Source organism: Fulvivirga sp. (assembly GCF_040218215.1).
Lineage (GTDB): Bacteria > Bacteroidota > Bacteroidia > Cytophagales > Cyclobacteriaceae > Fulvivirga.
Map to the genome: position 1 here is coordinate 1 of NZ_JAVJQL010000015.1, position 26749 is coordinate 26749.

Sequence of the window (26749 nt, forward strand, 5' to 3'; positions counted from 1 at the left end):
TACACAACTGGGGTTTGACAGTACAACAATTAGCCATTAAATTTGGAGAACGATTGCCGCTCGATTTGATCAGCTAGCCCTTTGGTGGGGCGCTGATCATTGAGCTAGGACATCACCAGACAGAGTTTAGATTACACTACCCATTGGCAGACTAAATATGTATTTGGTACAAATCAGGAGCAATTATTACAAGCTATAGCTTTCAGATACTTATTTAAAGTTATTATGGATATTTAATAAAGAAACACTACCTCTAAATCACCAATACTCAAAAATCCTTGAAATTTTTCCATCCTTAAATTCGAACAGGGTCATTTGAGGCTCACTTTCTGTGAGCTGGCCGTTTTCTTTAGTTACAAAACGTTTTTCTACGGTCACTGCTTTGAGGCCACTGATCTTGTTGAGTATTTTTATATCAACTACACTGCCATCATAACCTCCATTTTTCTGATTGCGCACGTAGCCGTTGTACAAGTCTTCCCGGGTATAGGTTCCGCCATATTTTGGATGCACATATGTAAAATCATCAGTAAACAGTTCGAATATCTTATCAATATCCTCAACCTTAGAATTGGCCTGAAATATTTTCAGGTTGAGGTCATAATACGCCTGGACTAGCCTGTTTAAAGAATCTTTATGTTCCTGGGTTGCTTCTTGAGCGTTAACAGAATGGATTTGAAGGAAACTAAAAAGTAGTATGGAAAGCAGATATTTCATTTGACAGTTGGTGTTGATGTGTACTGTCAAATATAGAGGGTCAGGCTTTTAAATAGTGTTAATGAGTTGTTAAAGAAAGGACTATTGCTAGAGTTCTTAACTCATTTTAAAACATGTACATAACCTGTGAATGTTTTCTCAGGCCTATGGACGTTGCTCAGATAATAGTAATATACCCCAGCAGCAACATTTTCTCCGGTCCACTGTCCGTCATATTTATCCATGTTATAAACTTCTTTGCCCCACCTATTTAATATTGACAAATTCCAATCCCCATATTCTAATCCTGGCATTTGAAAGACATCATTTTTATTGTCAACCAGAGAAGGCGTGAAAACATTAGGGATTTCTAAATTATCGGATTGAACCCATATTTCTTTAGTAGCAAATACATCGCAGTTCAAATCGTTGAGATATTGTAATGTCACCTGATATATCCCGGGCTGATCATAACTATGGGTTGTTTCTGAGGCTTCAATGATTGTGCCGTCTCCCATGTCCCATCTGTATGAGCCACCTTCAATAGGGTTATGCTCGAACTGAATTTCTTCGTCAGTGAATGGATAAATAACACTTGAAGATATTACTAATGAGTCAACATCAAAAATATCAATCTCAATGCTCTGAGTTACACCAAACTGGCAACCTTGAGAATCTTCTAAAATTAAAGATGGAAAATAGGTGCCACTGTTTACATAGGTGTGAGAAGTTTCTGGTTGAGAATCCTCGTGCAATATTCCGTCACCGTAATCCCAAATGTACTTTTTGGTATTTGTGGCAGAGGCTTTAAATTCAATGATATTGTCAACACAACTTTCAATACGGCTTACATCAAAGCTACCATAAGGGCCGCCAAGCTCTATAAATCCTGATACAAAAGAAGTGTCCTGGCATCCAAATTTGTCTGTTACAATTAATTCTACATCATATGAACCGGGAACAGTATAGGTGTAAACAGGATTTTCCTCGACAGATCTTTTTACAGCATCCAACGACCACACCCAGTTTATGGCAGATTCAGAAGATTCATCAACAAAAGTAGTAATAAGCGGGGGGCACTCAGCGGAGGTTTGTACTGCGGAAAAAGCCGCTGTGGGCTTATGAATTTCAACATTGATATCTGTAGTATCAGCACAACCTTCAAAGTCAGTCGCAATTAATGATATATTATGCATCCCCTTTGTGCCAAACGAAGTAGCCATCACTTGGCCAAATGATGTTTTGTTGTCAGGCAGCCCCCACCTAATGTTAAATGCGTTAGTTGAGACATTGGTCAATGTTATGGGTTCGTCCAGGCAATAGTCATTTTTAGTAGTGGCAATGCCAGCATGAGGTTTAGTAAATACAACAAAATTTTCTTTAGATACCTTGCAAGCTCCTTCATCATTTGTAATAGTTAAATCAACCTTGTATGAGCCTTCTTCAGCGTACCTTTTTGTAGGGTTTCTAAGTTCGGAAGTGGTGCCATCTCCGAACTCCCAAAACCATTTTTCAATATCTATCGAGGCAACGGAGGTATCGTCAAAAGACACTTCCAATGTATCACAGAAATTTGTTCTGGCGGTTTTAATAAAATCACCTTCAATATCAGCTACAGAAATATATTCTGATCTTGTTTTGGTATCTGAGCATCCATCATTATCTGTTACTTTCAGTGTGACAGTATATAATCCTGGAGTTGTGTAAATAACTGGATTTGGTGATATAGCGGTAGATACGGTGCCATTTCCAAAATCCCATTGGTATGATGCACCATCTACTGACAGATTGCTAAAAGTTGCGGCATCATTTTTACACAATTTTAAATTATCAGTTTCAAAGTCTGCTGAGACATCATATATGTTTACAGGTAGTGCGGTGGTAACAGTACAGCCAGTAGTATTATTGGAGGCAGTCAGTTTTACTATATAAAGCCCTGTGCCAGCATAGGTATGGGCATCAGGAGATTCAACATCACTTGTTGTTGTATCACCAAAATCCCAGAAAAAGGAATCTGAATTAACGGTAGAGTTGGTAAAGATTACTGTGTAGGGGTCATCACAGTTTTTTTCAATTTCAAATTCAGGAGCGGGGTCCAAAATGGTTATTAATTCTTCTTTAACTACTTGAGGGCTTTTGCATCCTTTAAAACTTGCTATCAGCTTAACTGTAAAGACACCAACTGATGTATAAGAATGGGCTACATTGCTGTTTGTGGTTTGCATAGTTAGACCATCACCAAAATCCCAACACCAAAAGTCTACTTCACCTTCAGAATTATCTGTAAATACAATAGCCTCCATAACACATGCTATTTCCTTGTCAACAATAAAGTCAGCTATCGGTTGTTGGTCAGTTACTTGTACAAGTTGCTCTTTAATACTTTGGCAACCAGCAATGTCTGTAATAGACAGAATGACTGGAAAATCTCCCGGAACTGTGTAAGTATGCGATGGATTTTGAGATGAGCTTGTTTCACCATCGCCAAAGTCCCAACTCCAGGAAGCAATATCTTCACTAAAGAGGCTTAGATCAATAAAATTTATTGTCTTTGGTATGCAGCCTCCAAGTATTTCATCTGTTTCACATGACATGCTCTCGGTAGGTGAAAAATCAGCTTCAAGGCCTTGTTGTACAGTTATGAATTGATTAAAAGACACTTCACAGTTCTTATTTTTAGCAGTTAGTGTTACCTGATAACTGCCATGACTGCCGTAGGTGTGAGTAGGATTTTTTTCTTCAGAAAATGTGCCATCACCAAAACTCCAATGCCATGAACTGCTATTTTCGGATAGGTTCGTAAACGCCATTGCTTCAGCACATTCCTGAATAAATTGAAAGCCGGCAAGTGGTTTATTTATGACGCTTACAGTTTTTGTTTGATTGACAATACAGCCATTTAGATATTCAGTTTTTAGCGTTACGGTATAATCGTTTTTTACTTTATATGAGTGTATTGGCGTAAGGCTTGAAGAGGTTGTATTATCACCAAAGTCCCATGTAACAGATTTTACGTTGGGACCGCTGTTAGTAGAAAAAGAAATAGCTTCGTTTATACACGCATCTTGTGGGCTAATGTTAAATTCTGGTGTTGTGTTGGTTCCTATAAGTAGAGATTTCGTGAAGTTCCTTTCTTCATTGCAAGATGAACTAAGCACAGTCAACTTAACACTATATGTTCCGGGGTTTGTAAACTCATGAATGGGATTTGCTTCAGAAGAAGCAGTTCCATCACCAAAGCTCCATGAATAGGTGAGGTCACCGGGACCAACAGAATTGTTCGTGAAATTGACTTTAGCAGGTGTTGAACAGTATATTTCGGTATTCGTTGAGAATTCTGCAAAATATTTTTCTATCTCAATGTAATTGGATTTAGTACTTGTACTAACACAGCCAAATTGATTTGTTGCTACAAGGGTGACAGAATAGGTGCCGTCATCAGCATATGTTTTTTGAGGGCTGGTTTCTGTACTTGTACTTCCGTCACCAAATACCCACTCATAGCTTAATATTTGTCCGGCATCAGCAGTGGACTCATTCACAAAAGTCATTGTGGCAGGTGCACAACCTAAAGTTTCAACTGCTGAAAATTCAGCGGTTGGGTTATTGTGAACGACAATATAATTTACCTTGGTTTCAGTCGAACCTCCATTTACTGTAAGTGATACAGTATAAGTACCAGGCGAAGAGTATATGGCACTTGGATTTTGAATGGTAGAGGTATTGCCATTCCCGAAACTCCATTGCCATGAAGAAGGACTTCCGGTAGAAAGATCTGAAAACTGGACTACTAAAGGAAAACAACCATTTGTAGTGTTAGATGTGAAGTCAGCTGTTTGCCCCAAGCATAGATTGATTGCACAACAACAGAAAATGAGGCTAGCCAAGCCAACTGTATATTTAGACAACTTTGAACTTTTAAATGAACTGCAATTTTAAAGAGAACAATTTAAAAAATTGGAGTTTAAACCACATTTTGTAATATAAAAACAAGTTGAAGTGATAGTTTTTTGAGTTTCAAAAACTTTGATAACGGCCATCAATTGTTCTAATGTTAAGATTTACAAGGAGTTAGAATCAATTTTGAAAACAAAAAGTGAATCTTTATAGAAAGAAGCGGCTACAAGTTTTAAGAAGAGAGTACACGTGATCAGATCAAGAGCTAATTGCTATTCACTCCGCCTTACAAGGAAATAACACCTCTAAATCACTTTCCTTATGATATATCTCAATAGAAAGTTCATCGAGTTTTAATCCGTTATCTTTTGCAAAGGCAGTGGCTTCTTCCAGCACTTTATCAGGGCGGGGCATTACCAGATTATGGGCATTGATCTTGGTTTTCACAAATGTGACTTCCTTCATTTCCACAAACATTTTGTCGTAGTCTTTGTCGGAGATGTAGCCTATAAACTGCTTTACTGAATCTTCATCAGAGATATTATAGTTGATGATGGCTAATGTGGCATCTTCATTGGCTAGGGCAAACTCGCGGGCTTCGGTAAATAGCTTTTCTATAGTAGGGTCAGTATATTCGCCCTGAAAGGGCTTGCCATAAACCTTGAGCATTGGCCTGGTTTCTTTTTCAAAAACGAGGGGCTCCGCACCACCTAGTCCATAATAAACTGCAATAACAATGATAGCCGAGATAAGTATCGCGACACCGTATTTGATCTTATTGTTCATTGATTAAAAAACTAGTCTTAGTCCTACACCACCCTGAAAACGCTGCCACCCCGGATCCTGCACCACATCAGTATACCACTCTATTTCCATAAAAGCAGCCACCGGGATTGTGAAATAGGAGTATTCAATACCTAACACCAAAACGGGCCCCATGGTTAGATAACTTTCATCTAAAAGATTGATCTCATTTTCATCAAAGCTAATTTCTAAGAGGTATTCGTATTGAATTTTGGTATTCCGCCACTGCCATCCTGCACCAGCATACCATTGCAGTCCTTTCAACACTTTGGAAGCATCGCGCTGATACAAGGCTTTGCCCTCCAAAATCCATTCTTTTTTTACAACATGACCCAAATAACCCACACCTTGGTCGAAGCCAAGGGTATCTGGTTGTATAAGATCTTGAAAATTATCTCTGTGATAGCCACTGTACAAACCACTGGCGGCTTTACCTGCATCTATGGCTATGGCAAAATTATCATGGGCATAAAATTTATAAGTAACAGCAAATGGATCGCCAACTTTGATACCTATCCCCTGATATGGATACTGACTATCTTCAAAAACCGGGCAAACAACCCTGGCTTTTGCCCTGCTAATATTAATCTGTTTAAAACGACCTCTATGAGAGGATGTCGCTGTTGCACGTCTTTTATTTCTGCTCTGACCGAATAGGTCGACCTCCGTCATCAGGAGACACAGTGAAAGAATAATAATATAGCGGAACGTTTTGGACATCAGCAAGCTAAATTAGACACAATATAATTAATTCGCGAATGTCGTTAATTGATTGCTAAAGGATTTATACAATTTCTTTGTACTGCATTTTATGCAGTTGAGTATAATATCCTCCAAGTTCTAATAATTCTTCGTGTGTTCCTTCCTCTTTAATCTCACCTTTATCGAGCACAATAATTTTGTTGGCTTTCTGGATAGTAGACAACCTGTGGGCTATCACAATCGATGTTCTACCGAACATCATTTTGTCAATGGCTTTCTGGATCATCTCTTCCGTCTCTGTATCTACCGATGAGGTAGCCTCATCCAGTACCAATATGCGTGGGTTGTATACCATGGCCCTAACAAAAGAGATCAGCTGGCGCTGACCGACAGAAAGTGTTGACCCACGTTCCATTACATTATAATTTAAGCCTCCTGGAAGTCGCTCTATGAATTTTTTAGCACCAACCAACTTGGCAGCTTCCATCACATCTTCTTCTGTAATGTTAGGATTGCCCAAAGTGATGTTTTGCATAATGGTGTCTGAAAACAAGAACACATCCTGAAGGACTACACCAATATTGCCTCTTAAATTATCGATGTCATAATCCTGAATGCTTTTGCCGTCTACATTAATGGTTCCTCTATTGATTTCGTAAAATCGGTTGAGCAGATTGATGATAGAAGACTTTCCCGCTCCGGTTGCACCCACTAAAGCAATGGTCTCACCGGGTTTTACATCTAAAGAAATATCTTTTAATACATAGTCAGCATCGTTATAGGCGAACCAGACTTTATCAAATGAAACAGCACCTTCAATCTTTTCAGGAGCCAAGGTTCCATTGTTAGGAATGTGCTCATTGTTGTCCAAAAGCTTCATAATTCTGGAAGAGCTTACAATACCTAGCTGCAAAGTGTTGAACCTATCGGCAATCATTCTGATCGGACGGAAGAACATTTGGATATACATAATAAAGGCAATGAGCATACCGAGCGTAATGCCAGTATCTACTTGGTGGATAACACCCTTGGCGCCATACCAAACCAGCAATCCAATACCGGCTGCACTGATGATTTCAGCTACAGGAAAATAGACTGAATAGTAAAGCACCGACTTCAAGTTAGCCCTTCTGTGCTCGCGATTGATATCGGTAAATTTTTTGTATTCTCTTTTTTCGCTACCGAAAATCTGTACCACACTCATGCCAGTAATATGCTCCTGAACATAGGTATTGAGATTAGAAACGGCATTTCTCACATCATTAAAGGCCACTTTTATTTTTTCTTTGAAAACATAAGTACTTAAAATAAGGAGGGGCAATGTAGATAAACTAATTAATGCCAGTCGCCAATCGGTATAGATCATAATGCCTAAAATGAATATGAGCTGCAGCAGATCACCGACCATAGCTGCGAGCCCTTCGCTAAAAACATCTGCCAAAGTTTCAACGTCTGAAATTGTTCTGGTTACCAGTTGCCCTATTGGTGTTTTATCAAAAAATTTCAACCTGAGTTTTACCAAGTGGCTGTAAAGTTTAACTCGAATATCACGAATGATAAACTGGCCCAACCAACCTGATAGGTAAGTATGTAAATATTGTATAATCGCCTGAATTACCAACAATCCACACAAGAAGTAGATCATATTAACCAAACCAGGATAGTCGCCATTGGCCACATCATTATCTAAGGTGTACTGAATAAGGTATGGTCTTAGCGGTGCAGAAATACCGAGTAAAATCGTGAGTAGCACCAGTCCATAAAATTGGCCTTTATAGGGCTGAACAAACTTGAAAAGCCTTTTTAAAACTTGGTAATCAACAATACTTCCGCTCGTTACTTTCTCTTTTTCCACTCAGCTAGTCTTTTTTACTTTTCAATATAGTTTCAAGGTGATCATGAATTTCTTTGAGAGGTGCTTCAAACCCCACAGAATAGAAGCGAATTTGATGGGAAGAGTTTTTGTCATCCAGTTCAATCATTCCTATGATTTCTTCATTCATAACAAACGCCAGACTAAGGCCCTTGAGATTTTCCTGAAGTAGGTATAATTTCTTAGTCCCTTGCTTATCAATGTCAACATCAAAAAAGTCCATTGGTCCGGCAGACCTTAAGGCACCTATTTTTTTAAAGTGTTTCACGGGAATCAAAGGCACTTCAGGAATGCAATACACTTCGTCTTTATATTTTAACTCCTGATAATAGCAAGTCTTTTCTCCCAATGGCAGATATAGTCCTTCATTATCAGAAATGGTGGGCTGAATACTCCATGAGTTGAAGATTGAATATGTCAGTATAAGTAGATTTATCATTAGTGATTTACAAATATAGTATTTGGATATTCAACCTTGGTCAGAAATAATCCCTGTGCGGGAGCAGCAGCCCCTGCGTTCTTCCGTTCTTTAGAATCGATAATTTCTGGTATTTGACTCACAGTTAATTTTCCCAATCCTACTTTCAGCAAAGTTCCAACAATAGCTCTAACCATCCCTCTTAAAAACCGATTTGCTGAAATATAAAAGGTGAGATTGTCGCCCTCTAAAACCCATTTTGCTTCTGTTATGTCGCAGTAAAAATTATTGACCTCAGTTTTTACCCTACTAAAGCACTCAAAATCATGTTTCCCGATTAATAACGCAGCGGCTTCATTCATGGTTTTGATATCCAGTGGTCTATTAAAGAAATATCTGAGTGGAGCGTTGAAAGCATCCTTCACCAAGGTGATCCGATACTCATAACTTCTTGAAAATGCACTGAACCGGGCATGAGCATTATCGATAACAAGGGATGCATTTTTTATGGCAATGTCCTCAGGTAAGTAATTGTTGATTTTGAACAGGAGAAGATCAGTATCCTGAATCTCAGATTCGGTTTCAATATGAAAGAATTGCTGCTCGCAATGCACTCCGGTATCTGTTCTTCCGCTACCTAAAATGGTAATTTCAGTTCTCAAGATCTTTGAAAAAGCTTCTTCAACCATTTGCTGGACGGTCATGGCATTTTTTTGCCTTTGCCAGCCATGGTAGTTGGTGCCTTTGTATGCTATTTCAAAAAAGTATCTCATCAAATATGTTCTAAAACCTCATGAAGTTTCCCAACCTCAACATACTTACCATTATGCTGATCTTGGGGAGCCGCTTGCTCATGCTGCCAGGTAATTTCGTAAGGAACATAAATGGCTTTTCCTCCAATTTCTATCACAGGTAAAATGTCGGATTTTAAGGAGTTCCCAACCATCAAAAATTCTTCAGGCCGGATGTCCAAATGCTTGATCAGCTTTTGGTAATCCTTCACTTTTTTATCGCTCATCACTTCTATATGGTGGAAATATTTTTCCAATCCAGACTTCTCCAACTTACGCTGCTGGTCCAGTAGGTCGCCTTTAGTAGCCAGTATCACCCGATAGTCTTTTTGAACCTGTTTTAAAATCTCCTCTACTTTATCAAGCAACTCCACGGGCTTGTTAAGCATTGCTTTACCCAAGTCCAGGATTTTGTCGATTTCTGTAGAAGTTACCTTTCCTTTGGATATTCTGCCTGCTGCCTCTGTCATGGCCAGCATAAAACCTTTAATACCAAAACCATAAATGCCCAGATTCTGCATTTCTATCTCGAAAAGAATCTTCATAGTATCCTCTTCTGAGCCATAAATAGACATTAGCTTTACAAACTCGCCTTCGGCTTCACGAAAGTAGTTTTCATTTACCCATAAAGTATCGTCAGCATCAAATGCCACTACCTTGATCGACATACGGATTAAAGTTTTTCGTAAATGATGGCAGCACCTTGTCCAACACCTATACACATGGTAGCAAGGCCATATTTAGCGGTTGGCCTTTTTTGCATTTCATGAATTAGGGTAGCACTTATTCTTGTTCCACTAGCCCCAAGCGGGTGACCAATGGCAATGGATCCGCCATTGACATTGACCTTTGCAGGATCAAAACCCAAGTCATTCATACAGGCGATAGATTGTGAAGCAAAGGCCTCATTAAGTTCTATAATATCGAGGTCGTTATAAGTTAATCCTGCCCTTTTTAGTGCTTTTCGTGTAGCAGGTATTGGCCCAACACCCATGCACTCTGGAGTAACACCGGCAATGGCCATTGAAGCTACTCTTGCTATAGGTGTCAGATTATATTTCTTTAGTGTTTCTTCATTTACAATAAGACATGCAGCCGCGCCATCATTAATACCTGAAGAATTGCCTGCGGTTACGCTGCCTCCTTTTTTAAAGGCCGGCTGTAGCGAAGCCAGTTTCTCCAAACTTGATAGTCTGGGATGTTCATCTTTATCGAAGATAATGTCATCAGCTTTGCGCTGAGGAATATTATAGGGCACAATTTCATTGGCAAATTTTCCTGCTTCATGGGCAGCCTGATATTTCTGTTGGGAGCTTAAGGCAAATTGATCCTGAGCCTCACGGCTCACCTTCCATTGGTCCGCCACATTTTCTGCGGTCTCACCCATAGCATATGGGTAGTATAGTTCCGAAAGCTTAGGGTTGATAAATCGCCAGCCAATAGTAGTATCATAAGTTTCAACTGCCCTACCAAAAGCAGCCTCTTGCTTGGCGGTAACAAAAGGCGCACGGGTCATGCTTTCCACACCGCCAGCAATATACGCATCACCTTCACCGAGCATTAAAGCTCTGGAGGCATCCATAATGGATTGAAGCCCTGAAGCACACAGCCTGTTGACAGTTACCCCGCCAGTTTCAATCGGCAGTCCCGCCATTAAAGCGGCCATTCTGGCTACATTTCTATTGTCTTCGCCAGCCTGGTTGGCAGCTCCAAAAATCACATCTTCAATAAGTTTTGTGTCTAAAGATGGATTTCGCTCTATCAGTTTCTTAATAACAAAGGCGGCCATATCATCTGGCCTTACAGAAGCCAATGTTCCACCGAATTTCCCGACAGGGGTTCTTAAAATATCAACAATATAGGCTGTTTTCATAGTAGGAATGCTTTTTAAAACCGAACGGTTTGATTTACATTTGCGCTGCAAGTTAAGCCAATAGCCATATGTTACAAAGGATTCAAACCGTATTTCTAATGCTCGTAGCCCTGTTCATGCTGCTCACCTTATTTTTTCCAATCTGGACACTAAGGGCCGAAAATGGAGAATTAGTTCAGCAACTAATGGCCATGAAATTAAGCGACTTTAAAGCGACTGATGAAGCGAATGCTGTTGTGTATTTTCCATATGCTTCAATGGCTATTTGTGCTCTAATTTCTGCGATTATAGCAGTTGTCTCTATCACCAAATTTAAAGACCGCTTGATGCAAATGAGGTTAGGTGCACTTAACTCATTATTTATGGCAGGTGCTTTAGGTTGTGGCGCCTGGTTTTCAACTGAATTAATGAAGGAAGTAGGTGCTTCCGGTAATTTTGGAATAGGCCTTTTCCTTCCTGCTGCTGCCATGATGTGTAATATGCTGGCCAACAGGTTCATCCGCAAAGACGATAAACTCGTAAAATCGGTAGATAGGATTCGGTAAATGAAAATATATATCTCCATATTGCTGCTGCTCATAGCTTTTTCAGAAAGTTGGGCGCAGCAAAGTGCAGATATTGACAAAATCACCTCTTTTCACAATTTTGAATTCAGGAGCTCTCCTGAAAGCCTTCCCGGCAAGCTCACTTTAGATCTTACCATCTCTTTTGGTGTCAAGTATTATAAGTATGATGACAAGGATTTAAAGGAGCTTTATGGCAATAAAATCTATGACATCAATCTTGGCTATCGCAATGATTTGCTGGAATATGTTGATTTCTACTTTCACAGGCTCAATCAGGCTGATTTTGATAGAATGAAAGATGAGCTTGTAAATCAATATGGTGATTTCCTCATCATTGAAGCTGTAGAGCAAGGTGTGGAGGAAGCCATAAGATGGCAGGGCAATATCGTAACCATAGACCTATACAGGTATGGCAATGAGGCCATTGACCTTATTGACAGAAACAAAACTGTTTTGGCTGCCACCAGGCCTGTCCAATAATCCCATTGAGTCACGAATTTTTGTGACTCATGACGATAACTTAAGAACAACTTCGTTTTTATAAGTTATGTCAGGATTAAAAGTCAGGTAAATATTCACACAATTTCCTTTAAGCTGTCATTTTGTCACCAAATATGACGTGGAATAGTATTTGAAAAGGGTGTTTCGAATTACTGATTAAACTAACACGTAAACGATTATAAATAATGGAAGAGAAAGGTACGATTTCGATACACACCGAAAACATTTTCCCTATCATCAAGAAGTTTTTGTATTCAGATCATGAAATATTCTTGAGGGAATTGGTCTCTAATGCTGTTGATGCTACTCAAAAACTTAAGAGACTGTCTTCTTTGGGAGAAATCAATCAGGAAGTAGGGGACACAACCATTGATGTAAGTTTCGATAAGGATAAAAAAACCATTACCATTCAGGATAGAGGTATTGGTATGACTGCCGAGGAGATTAAGAAGTATATTAATCAAATCGCATTTTCCGGGGCTACTGAATTCGTTGAGAAATTCAAAGACAAAGAAGATGTTAAAGACATCATCGGTAAGTTCGGTTTAGGTTTCTACTCTGCCTTTATGGTAGCTAAGGAAGTAGAGATCATTTCTAAATCATATCAGGAAGGAACTGAAGCCGCCCGTTGGGTATGTGATGGTTCTACAGAATTTGAAATCACTAAAGCAACAAAAGAAGAGCGTGGTACAACCGTAATTCTTCATATAGCTGATGACTCTGAAGAGTTTTTAGATGAGTGGAAATTAAAAAGCATCCTTGATAAATATTGCAAATTCTTACCTGTTCAGATCAGATTCGGCACTAAAGACGAGTCTGTAGAAGATGGAAAAGATAAGGATGGAAAGACAAAATATAAGACTGTTAAGAAAGACAGATTTATCAATGAAACAGAGCCTTTGTGGACTAAATCCCCGGCAGATTTAACTGATGAGGATTATCTTAAATTCTATAAGGAGCTTTATCCGATGACTGAAGATCCATTGTTCTGGATTCACCTTAATGTTGATTACCCATTCAATTTGACAGGTATTTTGTACTTCCCTAAAGTGAAGAATGACTTTGAAGTACAGAAAAATAAAATTCAGTTGTACTCACGTCAGGTGTTTATTACTGATGAGGTAAAAGACGTAGTTCCTGAATTTTTGATGCTATTGCATGGTGTAATTGACTCTCCGGATATTCCATTGAACGTATCGAGAAGTTACTTGCAGTCTGACAGTAATGTGAAAAAGATAAATGCACATATTACTAAAAAGGTGGCCGATAAATTAAGCGAACTGTTCAAAAAGGACAGAAAAGCTTACGAAGAAAAGTGGGATGATATTGGTGTATTTGTAAAGTACGGCATGTTGAGCGAAGAGAAGTTCTACGAGAAAGCCAAAGACTTTGCACTTTTCAAAAGTGTCGACAAAAAGTTCTCAACATTAGATGAGTATGCTGAGGCGGTTGCTCCAAATCAGACGGATAAGGACAAAAACAAAATTTACTTATATACTTCTCACCCTGGTACTCAGGATACTTACATCCAGACGGCCAAGAACAAGTCTTATGATGTATTGTTGCTGGATGGTCCTTTGGATAGCCACTATGTGAACTTCCTGGAGCAGAAATTGGAGAACACGCAGCTGAAAAGAGTTGATGCTGATACGATTAATAAACTGATTGACAAGGATGAGAAGCTGGACAGTGTATTGACTAAAGAGCAGGAAGAAAAAGTGAAAGGTATTTTCGAAACCGCAATCAACAATGCGAACATGAAAGTGAGCATTGATTCTTTAGCACCGGAAGAAATGCCAGTAACTATTACCATGTCTGAGTTTATGCGTAGAATGAAAGACATGAGCAAAATGGGTGGCGGAGCTTATGCCATGATGGGCAATATGCCAGACCAGTTTGAAGTGACTGTAAATGGTAATCACCCAGTGATTGATAAGATTTTGAAAGCTAAGAAGGCAGAAAAGAAGGAACAATTGGCTAAGCAGGCTTATGATTTAGCAATGCTTTCTCAAAACATGCTGACTGGTGCTGATCTTACCAACTTCATCAAGCGCAGTGTAAGCCTGGCGGCTGAATAATTATAGATCCGGAATTTCCGGCACTCCCTGCAAAGGGAGACTATTATCAAATCACCGAATGACGGAAGTTGTTCGGTGATTTTTTTATGATGTCTAATTTTGCTTTAAATGAAGATCTATTCTTGTATTCGTTCAATACCACCCAAAAAAATCGAAGGTGTTAACTAAGCAACCTCATTCTCCCTAAAGTACTTTTCCCATTCTGAATTGTGTTTTTGAACAAAAAGTTCTAAACCAGGAGTATCATAAAAGTCATAATTAAATGCATATTTTGGTTTCTTATTTAGGCTAATGTTATGAAATAGAAAATGAAGGTACTGATACCTATACTCTTTGCAAAGAGAAATACCTTCAGAACGTTTTGTATCGAATAAGGAGGAGCCAATTTTTTTCAAAAAAATGCAGTAATAGTAAAGAGCCTCAAGATAATAGTACTTTATATGAAAAAGATTCTTGATGGCTTCATTAAAATGCCTATGTATGATCTCATCTTGATCGGCTATAAATGCTAACATGAGCTCTTTTAAACCTAGTGTATAAGGGTTTGTAACTACAAGTTTTTGGATAGACTTTCTATTAATTTTTTCAACTTTTGAAAGTGTATAAGTGCATTGCATAATTTCAAGATGTTCTTCTTGATATAAGCAAGCTATGTACTCTTTTAGTTTTTCTTTATCTAATCGATTAAACATATGTTCATATTCAAAGAAATAGAACCCATCCTTCTTTCTTGAAATATTATCTACAATGCCTAAGTAGAAAAAGTGATTATCCAGAAAGTGAGAAGTAAAATCATTTTTGATATAGGACTTAATTCTCGTTAATGTATGCCCTTCCATACTATGGACATTTCCTATTATGTCTTTGTAACGTCTTACGATATAATCTTCATCATCAAATTCCCTATTCTCTATATCTTCAATAGAATAAATCTCAGAAAGCAACTTATAAGATCGATCGAATTCTTTAAAATAATAAGTCTTGTTTAAGTTAATGACACTAAGCAGTGTATTGGCATTCTTTACGTCTTCAAAGTAATTTATGAGACTGCTTATTTTTTTTTGAAATTGACTAATAGTTTTCACATTGACAATGTAATCTTCCATATCATAGATGAAATTAAGCAGGTATTTTTTTTCCGGAACTCTGCCCTTTTCTTTGACTTCTATTTTAGGAAGATAGTTGAGAACATTTAGAAGATTGTTTCTGTGAAAATTATAATATCTTAAAGCTTCAGAAAGGGATTTCTTTTTTTCAATGAGATACAACATTTTAAGTGTATGGCAATTGAATGAATACGCATCCAAACAATACTTACCAATTACCTCCGTTGGCCTTTTTAAAAATTTGTACTCTGCAAACCTTCTAATTATTGGCTGTAACTGAAGTGTACCATTATAGTCTTCAAGTAAAGACTTATCTCTTAGGGTACGGAGATCTCTATCAGTGATATTATTTGATGCACTTTTTTTAGTAAAGCATTTTTTGAAATTGGACAAACTAATTCCATCTGGTAGTAAGTTTAGTATTTCAAATGCCAATTTTTCCTTTTCCTTTAGAGTTATATATGAATAGTTAATTGATTGAAATAAGGATTTAGTACGCTCAATATTTAAATCAGCTTCATCTTTATAAACAAGATTATAATCTTCATTGGTTGACTCAAAAAAGGATACCTCTAGTTGACTCTTTAAATGACGGATATTAGAATAAGTTGTTCTGGAGGTTGTAACCAACTTAATTGCAAGGGGGTTATTATTGAGTAAATCCTCAAGAATTTCTGTTCTTAAAATCTTTATTTCGGACTCATTGATTTGACCATATAGCGACTCAAAAAGTGCAAAGGCATCATCTGTTGTTAAAGGGGTTAGTGAGAATAAATCTTCAGACCCACCACTTTGTGTTATAGTCTCCCTAGAAGTAATGACAATGCTAGCATGATCAGAGGCAAACTCAAGTAGTTCAATAACTTTAATAAAATCATCATTGTTCAAAACATTTCTGACAGTTTCAAAATTGTCTAGGATTAAGAGTAAATCTAGCTTTTGATAGCTAAAATTGTCTATTAAGTAATCCTTGAAATTAAGTATGTTGGTAAGTTTAAAACCTGTAATAAGAATCTCCTCGAAATCTTCAAATGTAGTTACAGATTCGCATGAATTAAAGGTAACTCCATTCTTAAAATACCCTCTATTATATAATTCATAAGATACCTTTTTGACAAGTGTTGTTTTACCAAGACCTCCAGAAGCCTTTATATTTAAAAACTTATCAGTCTTTCTAATGTTCAAGAGCTTCATCGAGATATAGGATTGTTCTTCAATTCTTCCTATAACATTATGGAGACATTTTTTACCGATATCTAATTCTCTTGAGTTACCATATAGACTTTTGGTAATAGCGGATCCCTTTTGACACGAAATAGCAACTGTATCATTAAAATTCAGTTTAAAGCAATCATTATAAAAATCTAAGTTGTTATTTTTCATTGCCTTGTAAACGAACCTATTGATGTCAGAAGTTTTATAAGATCCTATATTGGCTATTGAATAATTAGGAATTAAGTCAACACAGGCATCAGTAATTAGTATTATTGGGATGGAATAATTTGGGACATTGTCACAAATTTCTTGAAGTGATACGAGGTTGCTTTTCAAATAATCATCTTCAACATAAATCTTGGTCTTATAAGTTTTAGAAACAATAATTAGTAAGTCAAAGTCGTCAACTAGATTTAAGGTCTTAAGGTTTAAAGTACCCGTAAGAAGTTCTATATCTAAAGATTCAAAACAAGATTTAATTTTATTGATTTCCGGTACAAGCTTAACATCAATAGGTTCTGGGTATAAAAATGCAGCTTTTGTTAGTCGGTTATTATCTTGATTCAACGTATTCTCAGATGAACTGGGAATAACGTTATTTTTGATTTCAAGACACTGATTAATGAACCTAACTAAATCATCTTCATAATTATTTAATTCTATCTTTTCAAGGAATTCAAAATCCTTGTCTTTTTCTTGAGATGTAGATAGAATGAAGTGACGATTATTATTGTCAAATAAGGTGTCGAGGTTGTTAAAAAGTAGATTTATATCTGGGTCACCAAAGCTGAAACCAACAAAGAGAATTGTCTTCTCCGTAAAAATCGATTTTAATTTTTGAATACTTGCTTGTTCTTTAGCATAAAGATTTTGATAATCTTTGCTAAAAACAACACAGTTTTCAGGCTCATTGAACGTTCCGTGTAGCTTTAAAATATAAGGCTCATTCTTTTTTAGTATCTCACTTATATTGAAAGAGGAGCTATAGTTACTGGGGTATATTTTGTTATCAGACGCGGACTCAAAAGCATTGTCGAAATTCGTTGTAACAATTTGATTGCTTAGTGTCAGAAACTTTTTATGCAAGCTTAAATCCTTGTCTGGCGTAACATTGAAATTGGATTTGATGTGACTATGAATCTCATTATGATATTTGTCCATTTTATCCAGAACTTCAATGGGAGACATGATACCTTTTTCTAAAACAGGTAAAAAACTCTCATAGTCCTTATTTTTAATATCTTCAATTATTTGCCTCACAAAGGTTTTCCAGTCCGGAAAATGGAACCTTTTGGACATTCCTGCTCCTGCAAAAATAACGAGACTATTTTCCTTAATGGCCGATTCGATTTGTCTGGGTATATCCATTTTTTGAGCAATAAATTATAATATTAATTATTGCAATATATCAATTTTGACCTAAATAGGTTACTCCGTGAGAACATAAAAACCAAAGTGATTGCATTAAACCCAAACTCTCCATACTTTTCTTATTTTTGCGTTTCCTTTTTAATTCGTACTGCTCATGAGCGATCGCTATGCACAAAGAGGGGTTTCTGCCTCCAAAGAAGATGTTCACAATGCCATCAAAAACATTGACAAAGGGCTTTATCCTAAAGCGTTTTGTAAGATCGTAGAAGATCACCTGGGTGGTGATCCTAACTACTGCACGGTGATGCATGCTGATGGGGCAGGCACGAAGTCATCTTTGGCCTATATCTACTGGAAAGAAACACGTGATATTTCTGTTTGGAGAGGTATCGCTCAGGATGCGATCATCATGAATACAGATGATTTGATCTGTGTGGGTGCGGTGGATAATATTTTGCTTTCTTCAACCATAGGAAGAAATAAAAATCTGATTCCGGGTGAAGTTATTGCTGAGATTATTGAAGGTACCGAGGAGGTGCTACAGATGCTACGTGATAATGGCATGAACATTATCAGCACTGGTGGTGAGACGGCAGATTTAGGTGATTTAGTAAGAACTATAGTCGTAGATAGCACGGTGACTGCCAGAATGAAAAAGGCTGATGTTATCGATAATAAAAACATTCAGGCTGGTGATGTAATAGTGGCCTTTGAGTCATACGGTCAGGCTACTTATGAGACAGCTTACAATGGCGGCATGGGTAGTAATGGCCTAACCTCTGCCAGGCATGATGTTTTTGATAAGTCTTATGCTTCTAAATATCCTGAAACTTATGACCCTTCTGTCCCTGCAGACTTAGTTTATACAGGAGGTTATAAAGTGACTGATCAAATAGAAGGTGTGCCTTTGGATATGGGCAAGTTGGTATTATCGCCAACAAGAACCTACGGGCCTATTATGACCGCCATTCTTAAAGAATACAAAGGTCAAATTCATGGGGCGGTACACTGCAGTGGTGGTGCCCAAACCAAAGTACTTCACTTTGTGGATAATGTACATGTGATCAAGGATAACCTATTTGAAATACCACCACTGTTCCAGGCCATACATGAGCAAAGCGGCACCGATTGGAAAGAGATGTACAAGGTGTTTAACATGGGTCACAGATTGGAATTATACGTGCCAGAAAACATTGCGCAGGATTTGATTTCAATTGGAGCATCCTTCAATATCAGGGGTAAAATTATTGGTAGAGTTGAAGGTGCTGATAAAGCACAGGTGACGGTAAAAAGCGAAAAAGGGGAGTTTGTTTATAACTAAGCTTGCAGCTCAGGAATCTCCACGCTGAAAGTACTTCCTTTACCTACTTCACTGGAAAGTGAGATTGTTCCGTGAAGTTTATCCACAAGGGTTTTAACTAAAGACAAGCCTAAGCCATTAGAGGCCTCACCTGCAGTGGGCTTTGCAGAAAGTGGTTTGAACTTCTGATAAAGATTTTTCTTGTCCTCCTCGGTAAATCCAGGGCCATGATCTTTGACTGTTATATTTAACGCTTTAGAATTTTTAAAGGCCTTTACCTCCACTTCCGAATCCTTGCTTGAATATTTGATGGCATTGGAAATCAGGTTGTCAATAATCCGCTCTAGAAATAGCTGATTGGTCACAAAATTACTATCCAGATTCAGATCACTTTTTAATGCGATGCTTTTGGCTTTGGCATCATCAGTATAATTTTCGATTTTCGTTCTAAACAGCAGGTTCAAATCGACCGAACTGATGTTTGAAAGTGCCTCCCCGGTTTCCAACTTACTCACTTCCAAAATATTTTTAATCAATGACAGACCAGAGCTGCTCATGTCTTGCATCATTTTGATATACTGCTCCTCCTGTCCTTTGTCAATTTTAGCCAAATCGCACAGTCCATAAATTCTATTGAACGGAGCCTTTAAGTCATGGGCGAGGATATTCATCAAAGTATCTTTTTCCAGGTTAATATCAGCAAGCTTATTTTTCTGTTGGGTCAATAGCATATTAGCCCTCTTGCGCCTGAATGAGTAAATCATAAACATTACCAAAAGGCCAAACATTAAAGCTGCAATACCCAAAAGCGCATAATTTCTTAAGGTTTGCTCTTCTATCAGCTCTTCATTTTTCTGCTGCTCTATGCGTAGCAGTTCATTTTCACGGGCCCGTGTTTCCAAGGCTATTCTTGACTCATGCTGCTGGGCTAAACGGGCTTTTTCAGTATTTAAGAATCGCTTTTCAATCTCATTGTATTTTTTAAAATTTTCATATGCCGTAGCTATATCGCCTTTCTGCTCATAGTTTTTTGATAGGTTCAGATAGCCTTCCCGTAGCTCTTTCATAAAGGCAGACTTTTCGGCAGCCAACACCACTTTATTATTGTAACCAATGGCCGCATCATATTGCTTAAGATCATAATTTAACCTTCCAAGTTCCAGATAAACCTTCATGAACAGATTTTGATTGCTCATACCCTCAGCTATACTTTTAGCTTCATCCATCATCTCCTTGGCTTTGTTAAATTCCGATTTCTGCCTGTAAAGACTAGCTATTTCAGTATTTACTTCAGCCCTTAATACCATATTGGCTGTTACCTGCTGGCTATATTTTTGAGCCTCTTGCAAGGTTGTAAAAGCTTTATCTGGTTTGCCCCAATTGTTGTAAATCTTGGCCAGTTCCAAATAACTAAAGGCCACTCCAGCCCATAATTCTTCCTGTATTCTTAGCTCCAGTCCTTGTTTAGACATTTCTTCAGCGCGCGCAAAATTATTTTGACTCTGATAAAAAGTGGCCAGACTTGAGTAAATGTAGGCTAACCCTACAGGATCATCCAATTTTTGAAAATAACTTAAAGCTTCGTCATAATATTCAATGGCTTTGTCATAAGCAGCAGTTCCTTCATACAGACGGCCCAAACTGTTGAGTGCATGCGCGTACTGGAGGCTATCCCTTTGTTGGAATGCCAACTCTTTAGCCTGCTCATGATAATCATATGAAAAGAGATAGTCGCCTTTGTATAAATAGGCAACCCCTAAAAAATTGTAACATTCAGGCAGTAGCTTTAGGCTACCACTTTCATCTATCAGCAGCCTCGACTTGTTGAGGAAATAGATAGAGCTGTCAGGATGAAGTTTTCTGTACTGCCAACCGAGCTGGTTATAAATGGCCACTTTTTCTTCAACATCAGCATTATTCACAATGGTTTTCAAACTGTCTATAGTCAGCATATTCTGCCCGGCTGCCTTGCTGGCAAAAAGGAGTATTATGCTCAAAATCAGGATGTTATTGCCACTGCGTATCACGAGTGGAAAATAGCGAAATTTTAGGTCAGAAAATATAAATTAAGGTTAATATGTGGCTTACAGGGTAAGATTTTTTAGATTCAAGTTGTTTAAGCGAAAAACAGCTTGTTCAATGATATCAAACGTTATAAAATGAAACTTAAAATAGTCGCTCTTATTTCCATAATGCTACCAGCATGCGCTATGGAAGGACATGAAGAGAGCAAAAAAACCAACAAAGAAACAATAATGGATCAGCATAGTTATGCAAAACCTGCCGAATCGGTGGTTACTCACCTTAAATGGGATGCAGTAGTCGACTTCGAAAATAAGAAAATTGATGGTGTTGCCACGTTGCATCTTAAAAATGATGATGATGCTAAAGAAGTTATACTTGATACCAAAGCACTGAATATAGAGAAGGTGCTGGTTGGCAAAAAAGAAGTAAAGTTTACATTAGGGGAAGCAGACAAGAATTTGGGCAGTGCCCTGACCATTCCTATTAAATCATCGACAGATTCTGTTACAATTTACTATTCCACTTCTGAAGGAGCTGAGGCTTTGCAGTGGCTTACCCCTATGCAAACTGCTGGTAAAAAGCACCCTTTCTTATTTACTCAGTCGCAAGCCATACTGGCCAGAAGCTGGGTGCCCATTCAGGATTCGCCAGGTATAAGATTTACTTACGAGGCTGATGTGAAAGTGCCTTCAGAGCTTTTGGCACTGATGAGTGCTGAAAACCCTCAGGAAAAGAATGACAAAGGAGAGTATCATTTTGTTATGGACAGGCCTATACCTGCTTATCTCTTGGCACTTTCGGTGGGTGATTTAGAATTTGAGCCTATAGGCGACAGGTCTGGCGTTTATGCCGAGCCATCAGTAATAGATGCTGCTGCCTATGAGTTTGAAGATTTAGAAGAAATGATATCAGCCGCTGAGTCACTTTATGGGCCATACCAATGGGGCAGGTATGACTTACTGGTTCTGCCACCAAGTTTTCCTTTTGGTGGCATGGAGAATCCTAAACTTACCTTTGCCACCCCAACTATTTTGGCGGGAGACAAATCATTAACTTCTTTGGTGGCTCATGAGCTGGCACATTCTTGGTCTGGCAATTTGGTGACCAACGCCACATGGAACGACTTCTGGCTCAATGAAGGGTTTACAGTATATTTCGAAAACCGGATCATGGAAAAAATGTATGGCCGTGATTTTTCTGAGATGGAAGCCAGCCTTGCATATCAGGGGCTTGTGGCAGAAATTGACGACATGAAGAATAATGGATCAGGTGATGATACAAAATTGAAACTTGACCTCTCTAACAGAAACCCAGATGATGGAGTAACTTCTATTGCCTATGACAAAGGCTACTTATTTTTAAGAAGTCAGGAAGAGAAAGTGGGCAGGGAGAAGTTTGATGCTTTTGTAAAGGACTACTTTACCAGCAATGCTTTTTCTGTAATGACTACTGAAGAGTTTATTGATCTTCTTGATAAAAACCTCTATCAAAAGAACGGGTTGACAATGGACACCGCTAAAATAAATGAATGGATTTATAACCCGGGTTTACCCGCTGATGCGCCAAAACCTACTTCTGACAAATTCGCTAAAGTTGATGAGCAGATGAGCAGGTTTTTAACAGAAACCGAAGCTTCTGATCTTGATGTTGAAGGATGGTCTTCGCAAGAATGGTTACATTTTGTGAGATCAATTCCAGCCAATTTAACCAAAGATCAGATGAAGGCTTTGGATGATGCTTTTGGGTTTACTAAAAGTGGCAATTCAGAAGTGCTTACGGAATGGTTGGTTCAGTCCATCAGGCATAATTATGAAGCATCATTTGACGAACTTATTCACTTTTTAGTGAATACCGGAAGGCGCAAGTTCTTAGTGCCTTTATATCAGGAAATGGTGAATTCAGAGTGCTGCGCATCTATGGCAACGAGTATATATGCTACTGCCAGACCAAATTATCATTTTGTGTCAACCAATTCTTTGGATGAGTTGTTAAACTATAATAAATAACAGAAAACTATTAACATGGCAAAAATTACATTAGGTGGAAAACCAACAAATACAAACGGAGATTTACCAGCGAATGGAACCCAGGCTCCCAACTTTACTTTAGTAAAAAATGACCTTTCGGAGGCATCACTAAGTGACTTTAAAGGCAAGAAGGTTGTCTTGAATATCTTCCCAAGTGTGGATACAGGCGTTTGTGCCACATCTATTAGAAAATTTAATGAAAAGGCAGCTTCACTGGACAACACGGTTGTACTGTGCATTTCTAAAGACCTGCCTTTTGCTCAGGCAAGATTTTGCGGAGCTGAAGGTATTGAAAATGCAATCACTTTGTCCGGTTTCAGAAACGACACGTATTCTAAAGATTATGGAGTTGAGTTGGTAGATGCCGGCTTTAAAGGACTGAATGCAAGAGCAGTTGTTGTGCTGGATGCTGATCATAAAGTGGCATATTCTGAGCTTGTGCCTGAAATTGGGCAGGAGCCTAATTATGAGGCGGCTTTAGCAGCACTTTAATTAATGATAAAATAGCTTGAAGCATTATTGCCTCAGGCTATTTTTTTTCCAGTGATTCAAGAAAGAGAAACGTTAGTCTACTTCTTCTGCTTCCAAGTAGAAGCCTATATTTATTAAAGGCGCACCAGAAATCATCTGTGATAGCTTTAAGAAAGGTGCAAAACTGGTTTGCTTCGTATAAAGATTACTACTAGAGGCACTTTTTTTAGCTCTGAACATTATGCCACTATTTCCCTTTCCATTATCATCTTCTATCCACTCCAATGCTAATAATATATCATCTTTTACTATAATATTAAAAGGCTCTAAGTCAATGGTAATTGTACCTTTTTGCTGTATTGTTCTGATAATTATGTCCTGATCAACAAGTTTATCCCCTATTGTTCCTTGATTATACTTGTAGATATTAACTCTAAATAATAGGCTGTCGGTGCCTGTAAAATTGAGAGTGAAATTAGCTGTTTTTAAGAATGTTTCTTTTTTGATTTTACAATGTGCCCCAATTTCAGTTCCAAGGGCACGACTTCCAAAACCAACACTATGTCCTTTTTTATTTAGCTTGTAACCTAGTATGACATCTTTATTGTATTTTTTTGAAGTGACTACTACCTCTTCTAACATTTCTGTTTTAGGCTTTAGTTTAATTATTTGGAGTGTTTTCAAGTTATCATAAGGTATAAAAATAACCTCATAACCAATAGAAGAAAAAATTACCGGGTATTTACTATCTTTTAGTTCGAGCGTAAATTGCCCATTCGAGTTGCTCACAGTTCCAATACCCAATTCTTTAACTCCAATATTTACAAAGGGTACACCCTTGCCTGTTTCCTCATCAATAACTTTTGCCTTAATATAATCTTGACCGTAGAGCGTGGATGAAGGTACAAGTAGGGCTAGGAAGAGTATAAGGCGCATATGCATGGTTTTTACTGTAGACTATAACTATCTATAAATGTTGCTTTATTGCTGACTATTTAACGAAAAAATCTTTCTTATCTACCTCTATAATTTTACCTAGCTTGGACAATCTATCCAGATCAATCCTGGTTAGGTCGCTAAATAGATTGAATCGTATAAAAATAAGCTAACCCGCTCTGCTACAGTCAAATAATTAGACTTATTTCAAATTGAAACTCAATTTTCTTCCACTTCTCTAAGTGGTAGTTCAATAACTATTTTAGTGCCTTCCCCAAGCTTACTCTGAATATCAATTGTTCCACCCAATCTATCTATCGACTGCTTTACAATGTACATGCCTAAACCTGAGCCATCTGACTGCTCGGTAGCGCGGTAGAACATATCAAATACTTTCCCCAGGTACTCATCAGAAATACCTATACCGTTATCTTCAAATACAAGGAGGGCATTCTTTTTTAGTATTTTAATGTTGATCGAAAGCTCGTTGGTGCACAACTCCTGATTTCTGTATTTAATGGCATTGGATAAGATATTACCTAATATGATTTTTAGCCTTAGATGATCGGTAATCAGGTCTTCGGTTTTACCTGCAATTTTTGTTGTGATCTTCATTCTCTTAAAGCCCTCCAAAAACTCAAGCCCTTCTATGCTTTCTTTTATTAAAGCTTCAATATCTACAATCTCATTTTTTATCCCCATTCTACCTGCCCTGGAATAGTTCAGCATAGACTTGATGAACTCATCCATTTTCAGTATTCGGTCTTCTATTTTATCTATAAATTCTGAATCAGCATTGTCTGATTCGAGCTTGTAGAGATTGACCAGCCCTAGTACAGAGCGCAAAGGTGAGCGCAGGTCATGAGAGGTTCGGTAAACCAATTGATCAAGCTCGAAATTTCTGTCCGACAGCTCATCTAAGGTTTTCACCAGGCTCTCACTGTTGGCCCTTAAAGCATCGTTGGACTCTTCCAGTTCTTTCTCCTGCTTGGCCAATTCCTCATTTCTCTTTAGAAGCTCTTCATTGAGTTTGTTAAGCTTTTCCTGGTAAATTTTCTCTTCAGTAATATCCCTTACTGCCCCATCATACACTTCATTGCCTTCTTCATCCGTAGTAATCAAATAAGTGTTGAGACCCCAGAAAGTGGAGCCATCTTTTCGTTTGAAAAGCGTTTCTTCGTTTGACCGATCCTCGTCCTTGCTCATTATATGTATCGGCTCCTCACGAGAAGTAGGACTAGCATATAAGTTGATGGATTTGATCTGAAGGATTTCTTCCGGGCTGGAATACCCAAACATTTTAGCGAAAGCCTTATTTACATAAATAAGGCCTCCCTTTTTGTAACTCCTGTATATGCCTTCAGATAGGTTGGTATTAATTGACTCTAGTAAACGCTGACTCTCATAGATCTTTTTTTGAATCTCCTTTTCCTCCGTTATATCTCTAATAGCCCCATCAAATACAGCTTCTCCTTTTTCATCAATTGTAAGATAGTAGCTATTCAATCCCCAAAAAGTGCTGCCATCTTTTCTTTTATAAAGCACCTCCTGATTAGATCTGGATTTGTCCTTAACAATATCTTTGGTTAATCCTTTTCGTGAAGAGGGGTTGGCATAAAGCTCGCGGGAAGGCACTTCAAGCATTTCTGAAACAGAATTGTAGCCAAATAATTTGACAAATGATTGGTTAACATATACCAATCCTCCAACTGCATGACTTCTATATATGCCTTCAGAGAGGTTGGTATTAATAGAGTTGATAAGCTCCTGACTCTGGGCGATCTCCTTTTGAGAATTAAAGAGTCTTTTGGCACTTAGTTTTAACTCTTTGTTTGACTGCTCAAGTTGCTTCTCTTTTTTGGCAAGCTCCCTATTTTGGATAATCAGTTTTTCATTAAGTTTTTTTAATGTGGCATCGGCATCTATGGTTTTATCTATCTCTTCTGCCAGCTCCACGGCTTTGGAGATATCAGGTATTACATGCTCCTGTATGTACCTGACTGCCTTTAATTTAGCCCCTTCGAGCAACAAGTTTTCAATGTGTTTCTGATGTTTCTTAGCCAAGACCATCCGGTAATATAAGACAAAATCCTAAAATA

The 26749-nt window shown here is 38.0% G+C and carries 19 protein-coding genes; 6 read left to right on the forward strand and 13 right to left on the reverse strand.

Translation table 11 applies throughout. The features are described from left to right. Positions 1–258 precede the first annotated feature (258 nt). The 9 genes from RIB54_RS11460 to RIB54_RS11500 all read right to left on the reverse strand — a co-directional run bounded on the left by RIB54_RS11460 (position 259) and on the right by RIB54_RS11500 (position 11054). The gene (locus RIB54_RS11460) at positions 259–717 is read right to left on the reverse strand and encodes a nuclear transport factor 2 family protein (RefSeq protein ID WP_350101031.1); all 459 of its coding nucleotides are present in this window, start codon (positions 715–717) and stop codon (positions 259–261) included. A 101-nt stretch (positions 718–818) separates the two neighbouring features. Beyond that, positions 819–4541 (reverse strand): PKD domain-containing protein, encoded by a 3723-nt coding sequence (locus RIB54_RS11465; protein WP_350101032.1) that lies wholly within the window; start codon positions 4539–4541, stop codon positions 819–821. A gap of 328 nt (positions 4542–4869) precedes the next feature. Continuing rightward, a complete protein-coding gene (locus RIB54_RS11470; RefSeq protein ID WP_350101033.1) occupies positions 4870–5379 on the reverse strand; it encodes a hypothetical protein in 510 nt (169 codons plus the stop codon). Between the two features lie 3 nt (positions 5380–5382). Further along, positions 5383–6069: a hypothetical protein gene (locus tag RIB54_RS11475; protein WP_350101034.1), complete on the reverse strand. Its 687-nt coding sequence runs from the start codon at positions 6067–6069 to the stop codon at positions 5383–5385. Between the two features lie 112 nt (positions 6070–6181). Then, positions 6182–7954 (reverse strand): ABC transporter ATP-binding protein, encoded by a 1773-nt coding sequence (locus tag RIB54_RS11480; protein ID WP_350101035.1) that lies wholly within the window; start codon positions 7952–7954, stop codon positions 6182–6184. Positions 7955–7958: 4 nt separating this feature from the next. Next, a complete protein-coding gene (locus tag RIB54_RS11485; RefSeq protein ID WP_350101036.1) occupies positions 7959–8411 on the reverse strand; it encodes a hypothetical protein in 453 nt (150 codons plus the stop codon). Then, entirely contained in the window at positions 8411–9163 is a 753-nt protein-coding gene (truA, locus tag RIB54_RS11490) for a tRNA pseudouridine(38-40) synthase TruA (protein WP_350101037.1), read from the reverse strand. Before truA ends, RIB54_RS11485 begins: the two co-directional genes overlap by 1 nt. Continuing rightward, positions 9163–9849 carry an HAD family hydrolase gene (locus tag RIB54_RS11495; protein ID WP_350101038.1) on the reverse strand — a complete coding sequence of 229 codons (687 nt, stop codon included), beginning with the start codon at positions 9847–9849 and terminating at the stop codon, positions 9163–9165. Before RIB54_RS11495 ends, truA begins: the two co-directional genes overlap by 1 nt. A 5-nt stretch (positions 9850–9854) precedes the next feature. Then, positions 9855–11054, reverse strand: a complete 1200-nt coding sequence (locus RIB54_RS11500; RefSeq protein ID WP_350101039.1) for an acetyl-CoA C-acyltransferase — start codon at positions 11052–11054, stop codon at positions 9855–9857. Between the two features lie 68 nt (positions 11055–11122). Between RIB54_RS11500 and RIB54_RS11505 the strand changes: the two genes are divergently transcribed. From RIB54_RS11505 to htpG, 3 genes are all read left to right on the forward strand, one after another. Next, a complete protein-coding gene (locus RIB54_RS11505; RefSeq protein ID WP_350101040.1) occupies positions 11123–11599 on the forward strand; it encodes a DUF4293 domain-containing protein in 477 nt (158 codons plus the stop codon). Beyond that, positions 11600–12100: a hypothetical protein gene (locus RIB54_RS11510; protein ID WP_350101041.1), complete on the forward strand. Its 501-nt coding sequence runs from the start codon at positions 11600–11602 to the stop codon at positions 12098–12100. A gap of 206 nt (positions 12101–12306) precedes the next feature. After that, positions 12307–14199 (forward strand): molecular chaperone HtpG, encoded by a 1893-nt coding sequence (gene htpG / locus RIB54_RS11515; RefSeq protein ID WP_350101042.1) that lies wholly within the window; start codon positions 12307–12309, stop codon positions 14197–14199. A 164-nt stretch (positions 14200–14363) separates the two neighbouring features. On the opposite strand, the gene RIB54_RS11520 is transcribed toward htpG, so the two are convergent. Continuing rightward, positions 14364–17888, reverse strand: a complete 3525-nt coding sequence (locus tag RIB54_RS11520; protein WP_350101043.1) for an SIR2 family protein — start codon at positions 17886–17888, stop codon at positions 14364–14366. A gap of 157 nt (positions 17889–18045) precedes the next feature. On the opposite strand from RIB54_RS11520, the gene RIB54_RS11525 reads away from it, so the two are divergent. Further along, positions 18046–19212: an AIR synthase related protein gene (locus RIB54_RS11525; protein ID WP_350101044.1), complete on the forward strand. Its 1167-nt coding sequence runs from the start codon at positions 18046–18048 to the stop codon at positions 19210–19212. Here RIB54_RS11525 and RIB54_RS11530 read toward each other — a convergent pair. Continuing rightward, positions 19209–21188: a tetratricopeptide repeat-containing sensor histidine kinase gene (locus tag RIB54_RS11530; protein ID WP_350101045.1), complete on the reverse strand. Its 1980-nt coding sequence runs from the start codon at positions 21186–21188 to the stop codon at positions 19209–19211. The two genes, RIB54_RS11525 and RIB54_RS11530, sit on opposite strands and share 4 nt — an antisense overlap. 162 nt (positions 21189–21350) lie before the next feature. On the opposite strand from RIB54_RS11530, the gene RIB54_RS11535 reads away from it, so the two are divergent. Continuing rightward, on the forward strand, positions 21351–23222 hold the full coding sequence (locus tag RIB54_RS11535) for a M1 family metallopeptidase (RefSeq protein WP_350101046.1): 1872 nt from the start codon (positions 21351–21353) through the stop codon (positions 23220–23222). Between the two features lie 15 nt (positions 23223–23237). Continuing rightward, positions 23238–23735 (forward strand): thiol peroxidase, encoded by a 498-nt coding sequence (tpx, locus tag RIB54_RS11540; protein WP_350101047.1) that lies wholly within the window; start codon positions 23238–23240, stop codon positions 23733–23735. A gap of 72 nt (positions 23736–23807) precedes the next feature. On the opposite strand, the gene RIB54_RS11545 is transcribed toward tpx, so the two are convergent. Then, a complete protein-coding gene (locus RIB54_RS11545) occupies positions 23808–24650 on the reverse strand; it encodes a carboxypeptidase-like regulatory domain-containing protein (protein WP_350101048.1) in 843 nt (280 codons plus the stop codon). A 219-nt stretch (positions 24651–24869) separates the two neighbouring features. Further along, positions 24870–26714, reverse strand: a complete 1845-nt coding sequence (locus RIB54_RS11550) for a PAS domain S-box protein (protein ID WP_350101049.1) — start codon at positions 26712–26714, stop codon at positions 24870–24872. Positions 26715–26749: the final 35 nt, after the last annotated feature.

Excerpts from the sequence above, each read along its gene's own strand:
- RIB54_RS11460 (WP_350101031.1), bottom strand. The coding sequence starts at position 717 with ATGAAATATCTGCTTTCCATACTACTTTTTAGTTTCCTTCAAATCCAT.
- RIB54_RS11470 (WP_350101033.1), bottom strand. The coding sequence starts at position 5,379 with ATGAACAATAAGATCAAATACGGTGTCGCGATACTTATCTCGGCTATC.
- RIB54_RS11475 (WP_350101034.1), bottom strand. The coding sequence starts at position 6,069 with ATGACGGAGGTCGACCTATTCGGTCAGAGCAGAAATAAAAGACGTGCA.
- RIB54_RS11485 (WP_350101036.1), bottom strand. The coding sequence starts at position 8,411 with ATGATAAATCTACTTATACTGACATATTCAATCTTCAACTCATGGAGT.
- truA (WP_350101037.1), bottom strand. The coding sequence starts at position 9,163 with ATGAGATACTTTTTTGAAATAGCATACAAAGGCACCAACTACCATGGC.
- RIB54_RS11495 (WP_350101038.1), bottom strand. The coding sequence starts at position 9,849 with ATGTCGATCAAGGTAGTGGCATTTGATGCTGACGATACTTTATGGGTA.
- RIB54_RS11500 (WP_350101039.1), bottom strand. The coding sequence starts at position 11,054 with ATGAAAACAGCCTATATTGTTGATATTTTAAGAACCCCTGTCGGGAAA.
- RIB54_RS11505 (WP_350101040.1), top strand. The coding sequence starts at position 11,123 with ATGTTACAAAGGATTCAAACCGTATTTCTAATGCTCGTAGCCCTGTTC.
- RIB54_RS11510 (WP_350101041.1), top strand. The coding sequence starts at position 11,600 with ATGAAAATATATATCTCCATATTGCTGCTGCTCATAGCTTTTTCAGAA.
- htpG (WP_350101042.1), top strand. The coding sequence starts at position 12,307 with ATGGAAGAGAAAGGTACGATTTCGATACACACCGAAAACATTTTCCCT.
- RIB54_RS11520 (WP_350101043.1), bottom strand. The coding sequence starts at position 17,888 with ATGGATATACCCAGACAAATCGAATCGGCCATTAAGGAAAATAGTCTC.
- RIB54_RS11525 (WP_350101044.1), top strand. The coding sequence starts at position 18,046 with ATGAGCGATCGCTATGCACAAAGAGGGGTTTCTGCCTCCAAAGAAGAT.
- RIB54_RS11535 (WP_350101046.1), top strand. The coding sequence starts at position 21,351 with ATGAAACTTAAAATAGTCGCTCTTATTTCCATAATGCTACCAGCATGC.
- tpx (WP_350101047.1), top strand. The coding sequence starts at position 23,238 with ATGGCAAAAATTACATTAGGTGGAAAACCAACAAATACAAACGGAGAT.
- RIB54_RS11545 (WP_350101048.1), bottom strand. The coding sequence starts at position 24,650 with ATGCGCCTTATACTCTTCCTAGCCCTACTTGTACCTTCATCCACGCTC.